Annotated in this window: 18 protein-coding genes; 9 read left to right on the top strand and 9 right to left on the bottom strand. The window is 58.6% G+C overall.

From position 1 onward, the window contains the following. Positions 1-183 (top strand): hypothetical protein (locus BX592_RS33960; protein WP_166676432.1); only part of this gene is annotated, 183 nt, incomplete at its 5' end. A gap of 176 nt (positions 184-359) precedes the next feature. On the opposite strand, the gene BX592_RS22745 is transcribed toward BX592_RS33960, so the two are convergent. The 4 genes from BX592_RS22745 to BX592_RS22730 all read right to left on the bottom strand — a co-directional run bounded on the left by BX592_RS22745 (position 360) and on the right by BX592_RS22730 (position 4,010). Then, positions 360-1,073 carry a phosphatase PAP2 family protein gene (locus BX592_RS22745; RefSeq protein ID WP_134194736.1) on the bottom strand — a complete coding sequence of 238 codons (714 nt, stop codon included), beginning with the start codon at positions 1,071-1,073 and terminating at the stop codon, positions 360-362. A gap of 348 nt (positions 1,074-1,421) precedes the next feature. After that, entirely contained in the window at positions 1,422-2,477 is a 1,056-nt protein-coding gene (locus tag BX592_RS22740) for a UDP-glucuronic acid decarboxylase family protein (RefSeq protein ID WP_208327955.1), read from the bottom strand. 126 nt (positions 2,478-2,603) lie between these two features. Further along, complete coding sequence (locus BX592_RS22735; protein WP_279589204.1) at positions 2,604-2,864, bottom strand: SymE family type I addiction module toxin; 261 nt, start codon at positions 2,862-2,864, stop codon at positions 2,604-2,606. A 102-nt stretch (positions 2,865-2,966) separates the two neighbouring features. Then, positions 2,967-4,010 (bottom strand): hypothetical protein, encoded by a 1,044-nt coding sequence (locus BX592_RS22730; RefSeq protein WP_134194732.1) that lies wholly within the window; start codon positions 4,008-4,010, stop codon positions 2,967-2,969. A gap of 611 nt (positions 4,011-4,621) precedes the next feature. Here BX592_RS22730 and BX592_RS22725 point away from each other — a divergent pair. Next, complete coding sequence (locus BX592_RS22725) at positions 4,622-4,930, top strand: hypothetical protein (protein ID WP_134194730.1); 309 nt, start codon at positions 4,622-4,624, stop codon at positions 4,928-4,930. Between the two features lie 52 nt (positions 4,931-4,982). Beyond that, positions 4,983-5,213 carry a hypothetical protein gene (locus BX592_RS34570; RefSeq protein ID WP_134194728.1) on the top strand — a complete coding sequence of 77 codons (231 nt, stop codon included), beginning with the start codon at positions 4,983-4,985 and terminating at the stop codon, positions 5,211-5,213. A 190-nt stretch (positions 5,214-5,403) separates the two neighbouring features. Here BX592_RS34570 and BX592_RS22715 read toward each other — a convergent pair whose 3' ends face one another. Beyond that, a complete protein-coding gene (locus BX592_RS22715; RefSeq protein ID WP_134194771.1) occupies positions 5,404-6,075 on the bottom strand; it encodes a pyridoxamine 5'-phosphate oxidase family protein in 672 nt (223 codons plus the stop codon). 94 nt (positions 6,076-6,169) lie between these two features. Between BX592_RS22715 and pdxR the strand changes: the two genes are divergently transcribed. From pdxR to BX592_RS22695, 4 genes are all read left to right on the top strand, one after another. Continuing rightward, complete coding sequence (gene pdxR, locus BX592_RS22710) at positions 6,170-7,648, top strand: MocR-like pyridoxine biosynthesis transcription factor PdxR (protein ID WP_134194726.1); 1,479 nt, start codon at positions 6,170-6,172, stop codon at positions 7,646-7,648. A gap of 423 nt (positions 7,649-8,071) precedes the next feature. After that, positions 8,072-9,244: an acyl-CoA dehydrogenase family protein gene (locus tag BX592_RS22705; protein WP_134194724.1), complete on the top strand. Its 1,173-nt coding sequence runs from the start codon at positions 8,072-8,074 to the stop codon at positions 9,242-9,244. Positions 9,245-9,417: 173 nt separating this feature from the next. Then, positions 9,418-9,846 carry a hypothetical protein gene (locus BX592_RS22700; protein ID WP_134194722.1) on the top strand — a complete coding sequence of 143 codons (429 nt, stop codon included), beginning with the start codon at positions 9,418-9,420 and terminating at the stop codon, positions 9,844-9,846. Between the two features lie 414 nt (positions 9,847-10,260). Next, complete coding sequence (locus BX592_RS22695; protein WP_134194720.1) at positions 10,261-10,764, top strand: hypothetical protein; 504 nt, start codon at positions 10,261-10,263, stop codon at positions 10,762-10,764. Here BX592_RS22695 and BX592_RS34895 read toward each other — a convergent pair. From BX592_RS34895 to BX592_RS33955, 3 genes are all read right to left on the bottom strand, one after another. After that, on the bottom strand, positions 10,756-10,974 hold the full coding sequence (locus BX592_RS34895) for an NAD-dependent epimerase/dehydratase family protein (protein WP_208327954.1): 219 nt from the start codon (positions 10,972-10,974) through the stop codon (positions 10,756-10,758). The two genes, BX592_RS22695 and BX592_RS34895, sit on opposite strands and share 9 nt — an antisense overlap. A 439-nt stretch (positions 10,975-11,413) precedes the next feature. Then, positions 11,414-12,634 carry a glycosyltransferase family 4 protein gene (locus tag BX592_RS22685; protein ID WP_134194716.1) on the bottom strand — a complete coding sequence of 407 codons (1,221 nt, stop codon included), beginning with the start codon at positions 12,632-12,634 and terminating at the stop codon, positions 11,414-11,416. Positions 12,635-12,681: 47 nt separating this feature from the next. Further along, positions 12,682-13,008 (bottom strand): Rieske (2Fe-2S) protein, encoded by a 327-nt coding sequence (locus BX592_RS33955; RefSeq protein WP_166676431.1) that lies wholly within the window; start codon positions 13,006-13,008, stop codon positions 12,682-12,684. Between BX592_RS33955 and BX592_RS34890 the strand changes: the two genes are divergently transcribed. Beyond that, positions 12,986-13,711 (top strand): PepSY-associated TM helix domain-containing protein, encoded by a 726-nt coding sequence (locus BX592_RS34890; RefSeq protein WP_166676430.1) that lies wholly within the window; start codon positions 12,986-12,988, stop codon positions 13,709-13,711. The two genes, BX592_RS33955 and BX592_RS34890, sit on opposite strands and share 23 nt — an antisense overlap. On the opposite strand, the gene BX592_RS22670 is transcribed toward BX592_RS34890, so the two are convergent. Further along, positions 13,629-14,660, bottom strand: coding sequence for an aldo/keto reductase (locus BX592_RS22670; protein WP_134194712.1), 1,032 nt, complete (start codon positions 14,658-14,660; stop codon positions 13,629-13,631). The two genes, BX592_RS34890 and BX592_RS22670, sit on opposite strands and share 83 nt — an antisense overlap. 208 nt (positions 14,661-14,868) lie before the next feature. Here BX592_RS22670 and BX592_RS22665 point away from each other — a divergent pair, with 208 nt between their 5' ends. Next, positions 14,869-15,171 (top strand): hypothetical protein, encoded by a 303-nt coding sequence (locus BX592_RS22665; protein WP_134194710.1) that lies wholly within the window; start codon positions 14,869-14,871, stop codon positions 15,169-15,171. Positions 15,172-15,188 lie beyond the last annotated feature (17 nt).

Below are 15,188 nucleotides of genomic sequence, written 5' to 3'. Positions count from 1 at the left end.
AACGGCACACGCATCGGTCAGGGTTCGAACGACGCGGCGGACAACTCGATCATGAGCATGTTCGACTTCACGCAGGACGTGTCGAAGCCGCGCACGCTGTTCCTCGATCCGGTGATGGGGACTGCGCTTACGGCCCCGCCGGCGAATACGGCTAATTTGACGGTTACGCCGTTGTTCAACTGATCTGCTTCAATTGCTTCAATTTGTTCGGGGTGCGCGGCGATAGGCTGCGCATGCCCGGATGTCACTGTTTGCCTTCTTCCGACTTCCGACGACCCGCGGGGCTGATTGCCGCGCGGGCGTTTCCCGTTTGTCTTGTCTAAGCGCTGTTCGTAGTCGCGCTCGCGATGCAGCGCCGCTCAAAGGAGAATCCCTCGGTGTAGTTGCTTTATCACCAGAACCGCGAGCATGCGCGGCTCCTGGAACATCGTCGCGAGTTCGAAGAAGAACAGGAAGGCGAGCATGTAACACACGGCTGGCCGATATTCGATGAGCCGCAAGCAGAGTGGCGCGAAGCGGCTGCGTATCGGCGTACGCGTGAGGAGCCAGGTGCAGAATGCGCCGATGGCCGCGCCCGCGATGACGTCGGTCGGATAGTGCAGCCCCAGATAGACGCGCGGCAGACAGATGAAGACCACGCAATGCAGGATCGCAAGCATGCCTATCCATCGCCAGACAAGGAAAATTCCGACGGCTATCGCCATCCAGAGTGCGGCGTGATCGCTTGGGAACGAGCTCCATAAGCGCATGCCTGCTCCGGTTTGGTCGGATAGCGGAAACATTGAATGAATCGATGGATCATAAAGCGGGCGGAGGCGGAACGGCAGCGTCAGTGCTAACAGGCGGCCCAGCAGGAATGCGACGAGCCCGGCGCACAGCGTTGCGACGACAGTTTCGCGGCGCACTTGCTGGGCCTCGCCGGGGTGGAACCAGATCGCACAGAGAACCCCAAGCGGCACGACGCCTTTGGTGAAATAGAACGCCGCGATCGCGCGAACAGTGTGGGTGAAAAGGACAGACGATGAGCCGATTGGGACGAGCCAGGTTTGAATTGTCGTATCAAAAGCGTTCATATGTTTAATTGTGTACAAGGCGAAGCTTTTACCTGCCCGCACTTCGATGCAGCGGCAGCTAGCGGTCGATGTGTTGCGGCAATCTCCCTTCGCACGGCGCGTGCCTGCACGAACATGCGACGCGGGTGCCTGATTTGTTTGGCGATCGCGTTGTTGCCAGCAATGCGTTAGCTCGGAAAAACATAGCACTTCGGAGCTTTTCAGCTACCCGACAAATAAAGCAAAAAAAATAAGTCAATCGAAGTTGAAAAACCAATAGATCGACTTGTTAGTTAGGCTGATGAAATGGTTGAAGACACGAAAAATAACTCGTGTCAACGTGGTTTTATTATTCGTGAGCCGCGGTCATCATGCTCGCGGGGGCACTTCATCTGGCGGCGAGTAAGGCGTCGTGGCGCGCAAAAGAGGGCTCGACATTTGACGCGCGGGCTCCGGCGCCGGTCGCGCTTCGCCGCGGGAAGGCCGGACTGACAACGTCTTCCTGAAGTAATCGATCGTTCTGGCGAGGCCATCTTCAAGCGATACCTTCGGAGTCCACCCTAGAATACTGCGCGCGAAGGAAACATCGGGACAGCGCTGAACAGGATCATCGGCAGGTAGCCTGACATACACCAGTCTGGAGTGTGATCCAGTCATCCGGACGATACATTCCGCGAGTTCTCTTACCGACACTTCATGCGGATTCCCGATGTTCACCGGTCCCGTCACATCTACCGGTGTATTCATCAACAACACGAAGGCGTCGATCGTATCGTCGACGTAACAGAATGCACGCGTCTGTGCGCCATTCCCATAAATCGTGATGTCGTCACCTTTTAGCGCCTGTACGATAAAGTTTGAAACAACACGGCCATCGTTAGTGCTCATACGCGGACCATACGTGTTGAAAATACGCGGCACCTTGATGCGCGTGCCATGTCGACGGTGATAATCGAAAAACAAGGTTTCGGCACAACGCTTGCCTTCGTCGTAGCAGGCCCGTGGACCGATCGGATTGACGTTTCCGCGATACGACTCGGGTTGCGGGTGAATGACGGGATCGCCATACACCTCGCTCGTCGACGCCTGCAAGATGGTCGCATTCGTGCGACGTGCAAGATCGAGCATGTTGAGCGCACCCATTATGTTCGACTTGATCGTCCGCACCGGATCACGCTGGTAATGACACGGCGACGCGGGACATGCAAGGTTATAGATCGCGCCGATATGGTCGATTCTAAGTGGCAGCGCCACGTCATGGCAGACCACCCGTAAGCGCCTGCTAGTCGTCAAGTGCGCGATGTTTCCGTCACTGCCGGTGAAAAAATTGTCGACGGCGATCACTTCGTGGCCATCCGCGATCAGGCGATCGCAGAGATGCGAACCAATAAACCCGGCGGCGCCTGTCACAAGCGTTCGAGTCATCATGTCGGAGTCCGTCGATGCAAAAACGAGGAACCAGTATCAACACAAGGGGAACTGGACATCAGCCATTTGTTTTGCGACTTCAGTATGCAAACCTCGCAATGATCAAATGTCAGAACGAGTACCTCAATAGTAGGGCACTCTCGTTGACTCAAACGGGTAATTGTCCCGCGGCGTTCCGGTTCCCGATATCTTCGATTTGATTGTTTTCGATCGACAGCAGCCGGATCGAATCGGCATGGATAAGGGTCGCGGTAAGTTGATCGGCTGGATAAGCTTGCCTTCCTCGACTTCTACTCGAACGCGACTTGAAATCGGAAACCCAGCTTTCTCCAGCCATCGCCCCGCAAGACGAATCCAGGGCGCATCGGATAGTCCGGTTTGCAGGTCCAGCAGGAGTAATAGTCCTTAGGACGAACCCAGCGGCGACGCTGACGCGATACAGTCAAGATTCGAACCGAATGACCTTGATGAAAAATATCCCCTTGTTCAAGCCTCGACGTTCACTGGGCTGAATGACACCACACCGGTGCTACCGTCGGGTCGTTTGAATAGCGCTGCGCGATTGCCATTTTCACCGTGGCTCGCGATCGACAAAGGCTGCGTGAAACCCACCGTTACGGTGACGGGCTTTGCATGGTTGCGCACTCGATCTCCAGGCTCGGTGCCGGCATCCTTCGCCGCGTTTTTCGTTTGCGCGGCACTAGCCGCAATGCGCAGCAAATCGAGTGCGGTACTTGCGTCGTGTAGCGCCGGATTCGCAAGGCCGGCGATCAACCCGCGCAGATGGCTATCCTTGTCGTCATTAGTACCGTCAGAATTCGGGTGCTGCCCGACTGTTGTCGTGTTGCCTGGCGGGAGGGAAGTAGCACGCGTGTCGAGGGTTGCAGCAGCGAAAATCGACGAGCCCGCGGATACCGTGTGACTTTCGAGTGAAACCGACAAAGCACCGCTATCGGGATCAAACGTGATCGACACCGAGCCCGCTCGTGTAACGACTGACGTCACCGACGCCGACATCGTCGTCCCATTACCGGCCGATAAGACAACGTTGCCGATAATGGCTTTGCTGAAACCGGATACCGTGACGGTATTGGTAGAGGTCGCGGCGAAGCTTGCACTCAGGCTGATAGAACCGCCTTTTGCCAGTTGTTCGGCAAAGCTCGCGCTGGCTGCCTGGGCTTGCTGCTCCGTAAAACCGCTTGCCAGAAGGAGGTTTTGAAGCGCGTCGCTCAGTTTGCTGTCAGCGGTTGCCGTCATCTCTCGATGCCCGGTCGCTGGATCGACGGTGGTTGCAGTTTTCATGACCTGCTCGAAAGCAGCTTCGAACTGGTTGACGTTGATTGTCAAGACCGCCGCCCGAACCATTGCGAGCTGCATCTGCCCTGTCTGCATTTCGTTGATGTCAGACTGGCCGATCTCCACCCCTGCCAATTGACTGGATAATCTCCTTCCGGCGCTGCCGGACGTAGACGAAGTACTCTGCAAGCCCGGCAATCGGGCGTCGGTGATGCTGCTGATCGGTGAGGACATTTGAGCGTACCAGGCGTGGTTATTTATCGGATAGTCTGTCAGCGCTGGTGAACAATGAAAGCGCAACGCTTACAGGGAGATAACGACAAAAGCCTTGCGGGGCTCTAGCTCAAACGACGCATATTTTGTCCATTTCGGCCACGCCGCGTGCCCAAGTGTCAGCCGATGGGAATGCGTCGGCCGAAGAGACAACCGCATAGGCATGGTTAGAAAAAGGGGGCTTCAAAGACTGGAAACCGCACGGCGCCTGGTCAGCGCGCGGCGAATGCCTGATCCCTGCGATGCTCGGCGCACTCACGCAGAATCGGATGTACGTGGCGGCGAACGTACACGCTGCCGCACGGGTCAACGCAGCGCACCACCGGCGCGGGGCCGATCGCCCTGTCGATGACATACGCGGTGTCGATGCAGACGGAATCGGGCGAGCACATGGAATTCGCGACTCGTCGAGGCGGACCGCAACGTGACCGACTCAACGTACAGCCCAGCGGTCCGCACAGTAACTACGTGTTACCAATGACGCATCGTCGTTTCACCTGTGTCCAGAGACGCCACCTAGACTCCATCGCGTCTTCACTGACATCGGCTGAATGAATAAGGCGAAAGGACATATGAACAGGAAGCTGGCTGAAATAACGCTCGGAGTGGCAGTGCTGGTAGTTTCGGTGACCGCATCCGCACACGTTGATGTCGACGTCGGTGTAGGCATCCCCGGGCCAGTGTACGTGGCGCCGCAGCCCGAGTACGTGGAACCGCCGCCGGTCGTATACGCGCCCCCACCGGTGGTTGCCTATGGGGAAGACGAGGATTGGCGAGCGCGTGAGTGGCGCGAACGTCGCGAGTGGCGCGAGCGGCAGTGGCGACGTCACGAAGAGCATGAGCGAAAATGGCACGAACAACATGGCTGGGACGGCGATTGAATCAGTCGACCGGCCGCAGCATCGGATTCACACTTCAGACAGATAGTCCAAGATGAAAACTCAGAGCAAGTTTGCACTAGCCACCATGCTGATCTTGGTAACAATAGAGACAGCGAACGCGGCTGGCTGCTTCAAAGGCGCAGTCGTGGGTGGAGTAGCGGGCCACTATGCAGGACACCATGCGGTCCTGGGCGCCGTCGGAGGCTGCGTGGTGGGAAGACACATGGCGAAAAAACGCGCCGAGGAGCAGGCCGCCCAACACCCGATAGCACGACATCAATAAATCTTCGGAATAGGTGTCCTCGCAGGATTTCGCCGCGCCGACCGGGTTGCGCGTCTGACAGGGACGGCGCCAATACGAACTCGGGAACCCATCATGCGGGTATGCATGTCGCGTCGCTCTGGTCGGCGAACTTCCGTAGCCGAGGTAGTGCGGTCGTTCAATTCAAGTAAGACCCGAACACGAGGTCCGTTCACACCGCGGCGTTCGCACTCGCGATTTCATGCCACTGCCGAACATAATCCGGCGTACCGGACGGCGCGGCATCGATTATCGGTGTCCGCGGCCGCATCGCCAAAGGCAGGACGCCGGCCCAAACCTCCCGAGTCATATCGGCCTCGTCGTCCCTCGGTCCTCCCGTGCGGATCTTTGCCGCCGCTTCGTCGATTGCGACACGCAGCACGGTGGTCGCGGCAAGCTCGTTGATGTCTCCCGGCCGCACTTCACGCGAACGTCCCGGAGCGATCTTCTCGACGAACGTATCGAGTGCCGCGGCCTTGGCCGCGCCCTCCACGATGTCGAACACGCCATAAATAACGGCGGATCGGTAATTCATTGAATGATGGAACGCCGAGCGCGCTAGCACCAACCCATCGAGATGCGTGATCGTGACGCATATTTGCGCACCGTGCGTCGCCAGTTTCAGCATCCGGCTGCCGTTGGAGCCGTGGATGTAAAGATGATCGCCTTCGCGCCAGCAAGCGGTGGGAATGCAATGAACGCCGTGTTCATCAGCAAATGCGACGTGACACACATACGCGGCGTCCACAATAGCGTGTAGCGTTTCTCGGTCGTAGCGGCCGCGTTGCGCGACACGGCGCACCCGAGTACGTTCGGACGGCGGCGTGGCGTTGGTTGGGCTCATTTTCTGGTTCTCCAATCTCAATCGGGATGCTCAACAGTAGTGAAGCCGTGGCACCATGTATAGACCCACTGGTAAGCCTCTGTTTGGAGCCACGATGGATTACGCAGTCATGTTGTCGAATTTCGAGCGCGAGGGGGGGCGGGACGCATCCGCACGCATTCCGCAGCAGCAGCGCCTGTACGATTGCCTGCGCGCCGCGATTTTGAAGGGCGACATCCGAGAGGGCACACGCCTGTTGCCGACGCGCGAACTCGCCGCGGACCTGGGCGTCGCGCGAAACTCGTTGCTTTACGCCTACGAACGTCTCGCGGAAGAGGGCTTCGTCCATGCGAAGCGACAAGGCACGGTCGTCGCGAGTGTCGGCCTGAGGCAGTCGACTGCTGTCGCTCCTGGCGAGGCGCCCGTTCTCTCGCGGCGGGTCGCCGATATGGTGCGACCCGGTGCAGGCATGGACGATCTGCTTCCCTTCCTGCCCGGTACGCCGGCGCTCGACGAATTCCCGCTTGCGCAATGGCGGCGCTGCGTCGAACGTGCGTGGCGGGATGCGGGTACAGCGGACCTTGGCTATATGCGATACGACGACAACCTGACGTTGCGCCAGGCTATCGCAGAGTATTTGCGTGTGTCGCGCGGTGTGCGGTGCGATGCGGACCAGGTGTTCGTGACGGACGGCACGCAAAGTGCACTCGATCTGTGCGCTCGCGCGCTGGCGGAGGCCGAAGACATCGCCTGGATAGAGAACCCGGGCTATGGCGGCGCGCGCAACGCGTTTCTCGCTGCCGACTTGCGCCTCGTTCCGATTCCGGTCGACGCCGACGGCCTCGCGCCAGGGCCGCAACACTGGCGCGATACTCCGCCGAAACTAATCTACATCACGCCGTCGCACCAGTATCCGCTTGGCGCGGTGATGAGCCTCGAACGCAGGCTTACATTGATCGCCGAAGCGCGCGCGGCCGGCGCGCTAATCATCGAGGACGACTACGACAGCGAGTTTCGCCACCATGGCGCGCCGCTCTCCGCCGTGCAAGGGCTTGCCGACGACGCGCCGGTCGTTTACCTCGGCACGTTCAGCAAGGTAATGTTTCCGGCACTGCGCATCGGCTTTATGGTTTTGCCACGTGCGCTTGCACCCGCCTTTCTGCGCACGGCAGGCGCCTTGATGCTGCGTGGACGCATCATCGACCAGCTGGCGTTGGCGGACTTCATCGAAGCCGGGCATTTCACGCGACACTTGCGGCGCATGCGGCGGCTCTATGCGGAGCGGCGCATGGCATTGGAAGACGCCTTGCAACGGCACCTGAGCGGGCTGTTGACGGTGTCGGGCGGCGCCGGGGGCATGCATCTGTCGGCAAGAATCGATGTGTCCGTAGCGGACACCGAGGTTAGCCGTGCCGGGCGCGCGCACGGTCTCGTATTGCGTGCGCTGTCGCCGTTCTGCTTACCTGGGACGCAGGCGGGATACAACGGACTGGTGCTGGGTTACGGGGATGTTCCCGAAAGAAAAATGGATCATTTGGCGCAACAGCTACGGTCGACCATTAAGACGGCGTCGGTGGATTCATGCGTGATGTGAGCGGATAATTTATGCCACAAATGCATTGCCAAGACGAGTACCTGGAACAGTGAAACATCGCTGCAAACATTGGCAGCTGGCACAATTCGACCCTGGGCGGTCGTTGCCAGACAGTCGGTGAACGTCCGATGTGCGCGTGAAAGCGGACGTCGCTCCCGTCACTTCTAACCGCATTCAACAAGAGTCATCCGGTTTTGTGCTTCTTATTTCAACTCCATCGTTTCCTTTACACCACTGTCAGTTAGAGGCTCGGAACGGTGGCACAAAGAACTGCTGTCGCCGACGACAGGGAATAAGGCGTCAACGCAGGGTGTTTAATCCTATTAACACCAACCATAGTCACGTGGGAACGCTGTCTGCCACCATGTTGCAATGAGCAGCTTTCATTCTGCGTGCGATAGTGTCCTGTTTTGACTTCACCCGATGACACACACGTCTTCTCAGCTACTGGCAGATATTGAAAGATTGGCCCCTTCCATCGCCCAGCGCACCGCAGAAATCGAAGCCCGAGGACAGATCCCACCGGACCTGATCGAAACGCTGCGGTCAATTGGCGTCTTCCGGATGTTCGTGCCGCGCCAATACGGCGGCAGCGAACTTGATTTTCCGCTGGCCCTCGAAATCTTCGCGGCACTCGGCAAAATCGACGGCTCGCTGGGTTGGACTGCGATGATCGGCGCCGGCGCGGCCATGATTGCGCCTGTGCTGCCCGAGGAATTCTACGACCGTATCTATCAAGGTGGTCCGGATATCATAATCGCGGGATCTGCGTTTGCTGCCGGGACCGCTGAGCCCGTCGCCGGAGGCTGGCGCGTGACAGGTCGCTGGCCGTTTGCCAGCGGTTGCCAGCATGCTGACTGGATTCTGGGGCTCTGTGTCATGAATGAAAATGGCGTGCCCGTGCCGGGACCGGGTAACGGAGCTCCGATGGTTCGCGGCTTCTTCTTGCCTGCGCGCGAGTGGCACGTCGAGGATAACTGGCACGTCGTCGGGCTCAAGGGCACCGGGAGCAATCACGTGACACTCGACGACACGCTGGTGCCGGCATCGAATTTCTTCAATCCCGGCGACAAGCCACGCCTGTCTGGCCCGTTGTATGGCGCCGCGCAGCAGTTGATTCCCCTGATGCACGCGGCCAACAATCTCGGCATAGCCGAGGGTTCGCTCGACGACCTCGTTGCGTTTGCAACGAGCGGGCATCGTCAACAGCGAGCTGCCACAGCGATGCGCGACTCGGAGTTTTTCCAGGCAGAGGTGGGCCGCATCCACGCGGATCTCAGGGCTGCTCGCGCATTTCTGCGGGACCAGGCTGCCAGCCATTGGCGTCACGCCCTCGCGGGGACGCTTAGCGAGAAGGACCTTCTGGTAGAGGGCTCGCAAATGGCGACATGGATCGCCAACACCTGTGTTCGCGCTGCTGATGCATGCTTCGCGCTAGGCGGCAGTAACGCAATTTACGAGACGTCGCCGTTGCAAAGACGGATGCGCGACCTTCATGCAGCGGCCCAACACGCGGCCGTGCAGCAGCGGAACTACATAAGCGGCGGCACAATGCTGCTCGGTCGAGACGGCGTCGACAAGACTACGGGGCAGTAAACGGTCTGCTTTCAATGCCGTCGAACGTGGCCAAAGGGGCCTGCTGCCGAATGCGTACGCCTGCAGACGACCCGGAACGGTCAGTCAGGTTTGCCGTTAGCGGCCATTCAGTATGATGCCTCGGTGCTTGGTAGGATTCACGGGCGACTGGATGAAGCGGAGCAATTCAGCAAATGAAACTTGAGATCGAAGGGAAAGCCGAAATCGTCGCGCCAACTGCGAGACAGATTACCCGTGCCCTGCAATCACTACGAACCTATGGCGAGTCATCTTATGCATCATTGACTGACGCTAGTGGTAGCTATGTGCAGGTAGCGGGCGGCGGCGTAAGTTGCATGATTGAGCGATACGAGTTCGGTACGCATCGGTGGAGAGCATTTCATGACAAACCTTCACCTGTACGCCCAGATGGCACCGTCCTGGTCTTCCGGGCGGGAAACATCCCGTTGCGATCAGATGAATGGTTCATGGCTGATCAGGTTGTGGACGTATTTCTGGCCTTCCTCAACGGCGCACTGTACCCACCATTTGTTCATTGGCGGCCAGCGCCGGGCTTCCAGGTAGGGGCGCCCGTCCAGGAGGCCCCTTTGAGCGGCCACTGAATCTCGAGCTGTCAACGATTGAGAGCTCCAGTTCGACTGACCGAAACTGGCCGCCTAACGGCCAGACAACTGAGCGCGGCGATCGCCGCGGGTGCCGCCTGCTACCGGCATGACGCAACCCTTCTCGGACACTTGCCATCGCCGTAGGATCGGCCGCTTTTGTTCAATCTTCGAGCATCGCTCTTACTGTAAGTTTTATTGCGCGCCTATCATGCATCATAAGCGTCCCCGAATGCGCGCTCCACTCCGCCGCACTCGATCTGTTTCGAAATGCTGGACACGAACCCGACGCGCGATACGTTGCTGACAGCGGCGACCCGTTGCGCACATGATCAGTAGCGGGGTCAGCGCTGGCGTCGGCGCATGCACTTTGGAACAACCGGGAGGAACTTCGGTGATCAATTGGAGACGAGAGTGATAGGTCAGTCCACCAAGAACCAGAAAAAGCAGGAGCAGGAACGAGCCTTGTTCGAAATATTCGCACGCGACTTCGAATTGCCTGCGGGGGCAATCGTCTACGGCGACAAACCAGATGTGGTTATTGACGGAACGCGTAAGATCGGAATTGAGATTACGGATTTATATCTCGCCGATGGTAGTGATCCTAGCAGCGAACAAGTGCAGCAACGGCACCGCGACGCAGTACTCCAACGAGCGCAAACATTGCATCGCGAGGCCGGTGGGCGCGCGATAGAGCTTCATTTCGCCTTCGACTTCGAAAAGCCCGTACGCAAAATTGAGCCGCTTGCCAAGGCCATCGCCGAGCTTGGGCATGGCATCGAAAATGGATCACCCGGTACTGTCCCCGGCTATACGTTTGAACACATTCCGGAACTGCGTTGGGCGTACTGGAACGGTCGAGAATATCCCGACGCCACGCCTCGCGAGTTCAGGCGTGCAGCGGAGTCATCAATCTAACGGTGTCCGCGTGTCCTCAGTTACAGGGGCAACTCCATCATGCCGGACGACCCGGAAACGCTCGTTTCCGACAAAGTGGGCGATGTTTTCCTCGCTACCCGTAAAGAAGTTATCGACGGCGATCACGTCGTGTCCGTCCGCGATCAGGCGATCGCAGAGATGCGAACCAATAAATCCGGCCGCGCCCGTCACAAGCGTTCGAGTCGTCATGTCGAAGTCCATCGATGCGAGGGAGGCACTACTATCAATATAAGGTTAGTCGGAGATCAACGATTCGTTTCACGATTCGGTACGCAAACCTCGCGAAGACCAGGCGCCGGAACCAGTTCATCAGGCGTACGACGCTCTGCCTGTTAAGAGCCCGTAATTGTCAATCAACGATCGAATTCGGGACGATAACGGATACGCACTCAACATCATGCGCGATTCGAATGAACACGGCTAGCAGAATTACTACGGACATGGAGACCTGCGATATGGCGACCGCAATGAGGGAGATCAGGGGAGTCGTTGCTTACGTCGCGGCATTCGTTGTTGGCGAAGCGTTAATCGGTATGCTGTGGGTTGCGTCGATTTGCGTACGAAGGCGGGTCAGATAAAGGACGAACATTGGCACGCAGCCGCGTTACCTGTGTCGTTGTCGCGTCGATTACTTCGTTAGAACTCTGCGATATAAATCGATGGTGTTCTTCACCATGCGATCCGCGCGGAACCGTTCGGCGACACGCTCACAATTCGTCCGCATACGACGTCGTCCGGTGTCATCCTTCACCAGCGACACAATGGCATCGGCAAATCCCTGTGTTTCATCGTGATTCGGTACCACGATTCCAACGTCTTCAGCCTCGATCAGGTTCGCTGCTCCGGGAACCCGCGTCGAAATGATCGGTACGTTCGCAGCCATTGCCTCCAGAATCACGTACGGGAACGCCTCGTAACGGCTCGGTAGTGCGAATATGTCGAACGCGGAAAAGTAACGCCGAGCATCAGGAATAGGACCCACGAGTCGCAAGTTCGGAGGAATCGCGTCGCGCGGCATGTTTGCAGCCGAGGCAAAGTCACCTGGCCCTACGACTGCGAATACGACATGCGCCAATCCACGGTCCTTCACTGCACTTGCGATGCGCACGAGGCGGTCGACGCCCTTCTGAAACTCGAGCCGTCCCACGAACCCGACCACCAGGGCATCCTTCGAAAGCGCGAGTGCTTCTCGTGCTTCAGATTTCGAAACGAGATCGGGCTTGGTAATGCCATTCAGGATAGTTTCGACGATGTGTGTTGGAACACCCAGAGACTCCCGCAAGTGGTTCGCCTCATCTTCGGAAACCGCAATGACGCGGTCGCTTCGGAAGCGGCCCAATAGACCTTCCACCATCCCGTAAAGAGTGCGTTCGCCGCGCGAAAGAGAGGGGTTCAACGTATATACGGAATGAGGCGTGTAGACGTGTCTCCATTGACCAAAGCAAACACGTGCCAGGGTACCTGCCTTTGAGCTGTGACTGTGAACGATGTCGGGTTTGATCCGATGCAAACAATGGAGCAGGTGCGGGAACGCTTTCAGATCAGACGCGCTCACGGTCCGGTGCATCGGTATCCGATGAACCGATGTGCACAACGACGTCACGGCTTCATTGAGAATCGATGAATCGAAACGTTCACCGATAGACGCGACAAGGTGGAGATCAACGGTTTGGTCGGAATGCAGCCCGCGAATCAGATCCGCCACGTGCACGGCCGCGCCGCCGTTGGCCGCTTCCACGACAAGTGCTATTACCATCCGCTCGCGACCTTGTCCGGAACTGGTTCCGGTTCCCGGGGCGTTAGAGTGCCGTGTATCGTCGATCGAAACAGGCCTGACTTCGCGTGCCATTAACGTGCTCCGCGCCGCCTGCTTGAACAGTCGGCGGAAATGGTTCGTCAACGTTGCCCGCTCTCATTTGGCAGGTGTACGGGTAATTGCCATGCTTTCGCAGTATGTCTGTCGAGCTGAACGCGAGTCAAACCATTGTCTTCCCATACGTGCAGCGTGCCGTCCGAGTCGCGCCACATCACAGGATCGCGGTCGAGCAGCGTCACCGGCACGAGCTGACCCTGCACCACGTCTTCGGACACGCCGACCACGTGCCAGTCATTGAGCAGCGCGGGATCGCGGCACCCTTCGAGCTCTTTCGGCAGAAAGTTGAAGCAAGGACGGCGCGAGACAGATGGACCGATCGACGGCGTGCTGCCGATCGACAACAACATCTGGATGCCGATGGAGGACAAGGAGCGCGTCGAAGTGCTGAAGGGAGCATCGGCGCTCTATTACGGCTTCACGGTGCCGGCCGGCATCGTGAACATGGTGATGAAGCGTCCGGCCATCGAGCCTGAGCACTGGACGGTGCGCTTTATCGCGCCGCGCTATCTGGTGGACGCCGACTACTGGAAAGGCGGGACGTTCGTGCATGTCGAACGGCGCGAACAGGGCGTGATCGGCGTGCTCGAAGCGATGCACCGCTCGCAGGGAGCCAATGTCGGCTGGATTCTGCTTGCCGATTCGATTGCAGGCAGTTTGATCGTGCTTTCGCTGACGGGCGTGATCCTGTGGACGGAACTCAACCGCAAGCGAGCGATCGGCGCGACGATTTTTATTGTTTCGTTGATCGCGATGATTGTGCTGGCGGCGGATTCGCCTCGATTTGAACTTCGTTGTTCGAGGCCACCGTCGAGGAGCGTGCGGGGGAACATTCGCCGTGACACGTTAGCCCCCCGCGTTCTGGAGGCGGGACGCCCGCAGCGCTCGCGGCCGTGCGCGGCACCTCAACCGCAAACTGCCGGCAAGGAAGCGCCGCGTAACGCGAGCTGCTCCCTGCCGGCCAGTCGTTTTACACCGGTGACGGATTGCGTTCCGCGAAGCCTTCCTGGTGCCAGTACGGGTAACAAGGTCGTACGTGGCTCGCGTCGTTGAGCCGCTTCATCTGTTCCTCGCTCAGGCTCCAGCCGACCGCGCCGAGGTTCTGGCGCAACTGCTCCTCGTTGCGCGCACCGATCAACACGGTCGATACCGTCGGCCTTTGCAGCAGCCAGTTCAGCGCAATTTGCGGCACCGACTTGCCCGTTTCCTCCGCGATCGCCTCCAGCGCATCGACCACGCGATACAGGTATTCGTCAGGCACCGGCGGCCCCGAGTCCGCTGTGGCGTGCAGGCGGCTCGTCGCGGGCAACGGCTGGCCGCGCCGGATCTTGCCAGTCAGGCGTCCCCAGCCGAGCGGGCTCCACACGACCGCGCCCACGCCCTGGTCGAGACCGAGCGGCATCAGTTCCCATTCGTAGTCGCGGCCGATCAGCGAGTAATACGCCTGATTCGCGACATAGCGCGGATAACCATAACGGTCCGCCACGTCGAGCGACTTCTGCAGGTGCCAGCCGGAAAAGTTGGATACACCGGTGTAGCGAATCTTGCCGGCCCGTACGAGATCGTCGAGCGCGGACAGTGTTTCCTCGACCGGCGTCATCGCATCGAATCCGTGCAGCTGGAACAGGTCGATATAGTCGGTTTGCAGGCGCTTGAGCGCCCCGTCGACGCTCCTGATCAAATGAAAGCGCGACGAGCCCACATGATTCGGTTCGTGGTCGCCCTCTGCCCGGAATGTCACTTTGGTCGAGATGATGGCCTTGTCGCGACGTCCCTTCAGCGCTTCGCCAAGGATCGATTCGGACGCGCCGCTCGAATAGACATCTGCGGTATCGAACATCGTCACACCCGCTTCCAGGCAGATGTCGATCATCCTGCGTGCCTCGGCGACATCGATTTCCCCCCAAGCCTTGAAGAAATCGCCCTTGCCGCCGAAGGTCCCTGCGCCGAAGCTCAGCACAGGCACTTTAAAGCCTGACACGCCTAGATGTCGGTATTCCATGTGTGCTCCTTTGAGTTAGTCTGATTGCATAAACGTAATGTCAGGCAGAGCGCTCAACTAAAGGCTGAGTTGAACAGGCGACAAGGGTACGACAACGTTCGAAGTTGTGCTCGATTTAGCCTTGCTTGCTAAACGTGGAAGCCCATCGAAAGGTATCCACGCAGGAGCGCCTTGCCGTCGGCACCCAGCTACTTTCGATCGGACTCGTGTGGATAACATTGGCGTGTTCAAGGCAGCCGTACCATCGGCCGTCACGCTGAAGAGGGTCACGGTTATCTACGCCGATAACGGACGAGGCAAGTCGACCCTGTCGGCGTTGCTTCGTGCTTGCGGAGCGGCGGATGCACAGGCCCTTCAAGCACGCAAGACCATCGGTGCGACGAGCAATCAGACCGTCCAGCTACGCTTTCAGACTTCCTCTGGCGGTTCGACCATTTCATTCGATGGAAATGCATGGTCTGCTGCAGCCGACAACCTTCACGTCTTCAATCAAGAGTTTGTCGAACGGTGACCATCGTCTGCCCGCTG

The organism is Paraburkholderia rhizosphaerae (assembly GCF_004366595.1).
In the GTDB taxonomy this organism is placed as follows: Bacteria; Pseudomonadota; Gammaproteobacteria; order Burkholderiales; family Burkholderiaceae; genus Paraburkholderia; species Paraburkholderia rhizosphaerae.
Note: the sequence above shows the minus strand (reverse complement) of the source record. Positions and strands in the feature narration are given on the sequence as shown.

Bases quoted from the DNA above. Each gene is read 5' to 3' on its own strand.
- BX592_RS33955 (WP_166676431.1), bottom strand. From the start codon at position 13,008: ATGTTGTTGTCGATCGGCAGCACGCCGTCGATCGGTCCATCTGTCTCG.
- BX592_RS22685 (WP_134194716.1), bottom strand. From the start codon at position 12,634: ATGGCACGCGAAGTCAGGCCTGTTTCGATCGACGATACACGGCACTCT.
- BX592_RS22705 (WP_134194724.1), top strand. From the start codon at position 8,072: ATGACACACACGTCTTCTCAGCTACTGGCAGATATTGAAAGATTGGCC.
- BX592_RS22700 (WP_134194722.1), top strand. From the start codon at position 9,418: ATGAAACTTGAGATCGAAGGGAAAGCCGAAATCGTCGCGCCAACTGCG.
- BX592_RS22670 (WP_134194712.1), bottom strand. From the start codon at position 14,660: ATGGAATACCGACATCTAGGCGTGTCAGGCTTTAAAGTGCCTGTGCTG.
- BX592_RS34570 (WP_134194728.1), top strand. From the start codon at position 4,983: ATGAAAACTCAGAGCAAGTTTGCACTAGCCACCATGCTGATCTTGGTA.
- BX592_RS22740 (WP_208327955.1), bottom strand. From the start codon at position 2,477: ATGACTCGAACGCTTGTGACAGGCGCCGCCGGGTTTATTGGTTCGCAT.
- BX592_RS34895 (WP_208327954.1), bottom strand. From the start codon at position 10,974: ATGACGACTCGAACGCTTGTGACGGGCGCGGCCGGATTTATTGGTTCG.
- BX592_RS22745 (WP_134194736.1), bottom strand. From the start codon at position 1,073: ATGAACGCTTTTGATACGACAATTCAAACCTGGCTCGTCCCAATCGGC.
- pdxR (WP_134194726.1), top strand. From the start codon at position 6,170: ATGGATTACGCAGTCATGTTGTCGAATTTCGAGCGCGAGGGGGGGCGG.
- BX592_RS22730 (WP_134194732.1), bottom strand. From the start codon at position 4,010: ATGTCCTCACCGATCAGCAGCATCACCGACGCCCGATTGCCGGGCTTG.
- BX592_RS22715 (WP_134194771.1), bottom strand. From the start codon at position 6,075: ATGAGCCCAACCAACGCCACGCCGCCGTCCGAACGTACTCGGGTGCGC.
- BX592_RS22725 (WP_134194730.1), top strand. From the start codon at position 4,622: ATGAACAGGAAGCTGGCTGAAATAACGCTCGGAGTGGCAGTGCTGGTA.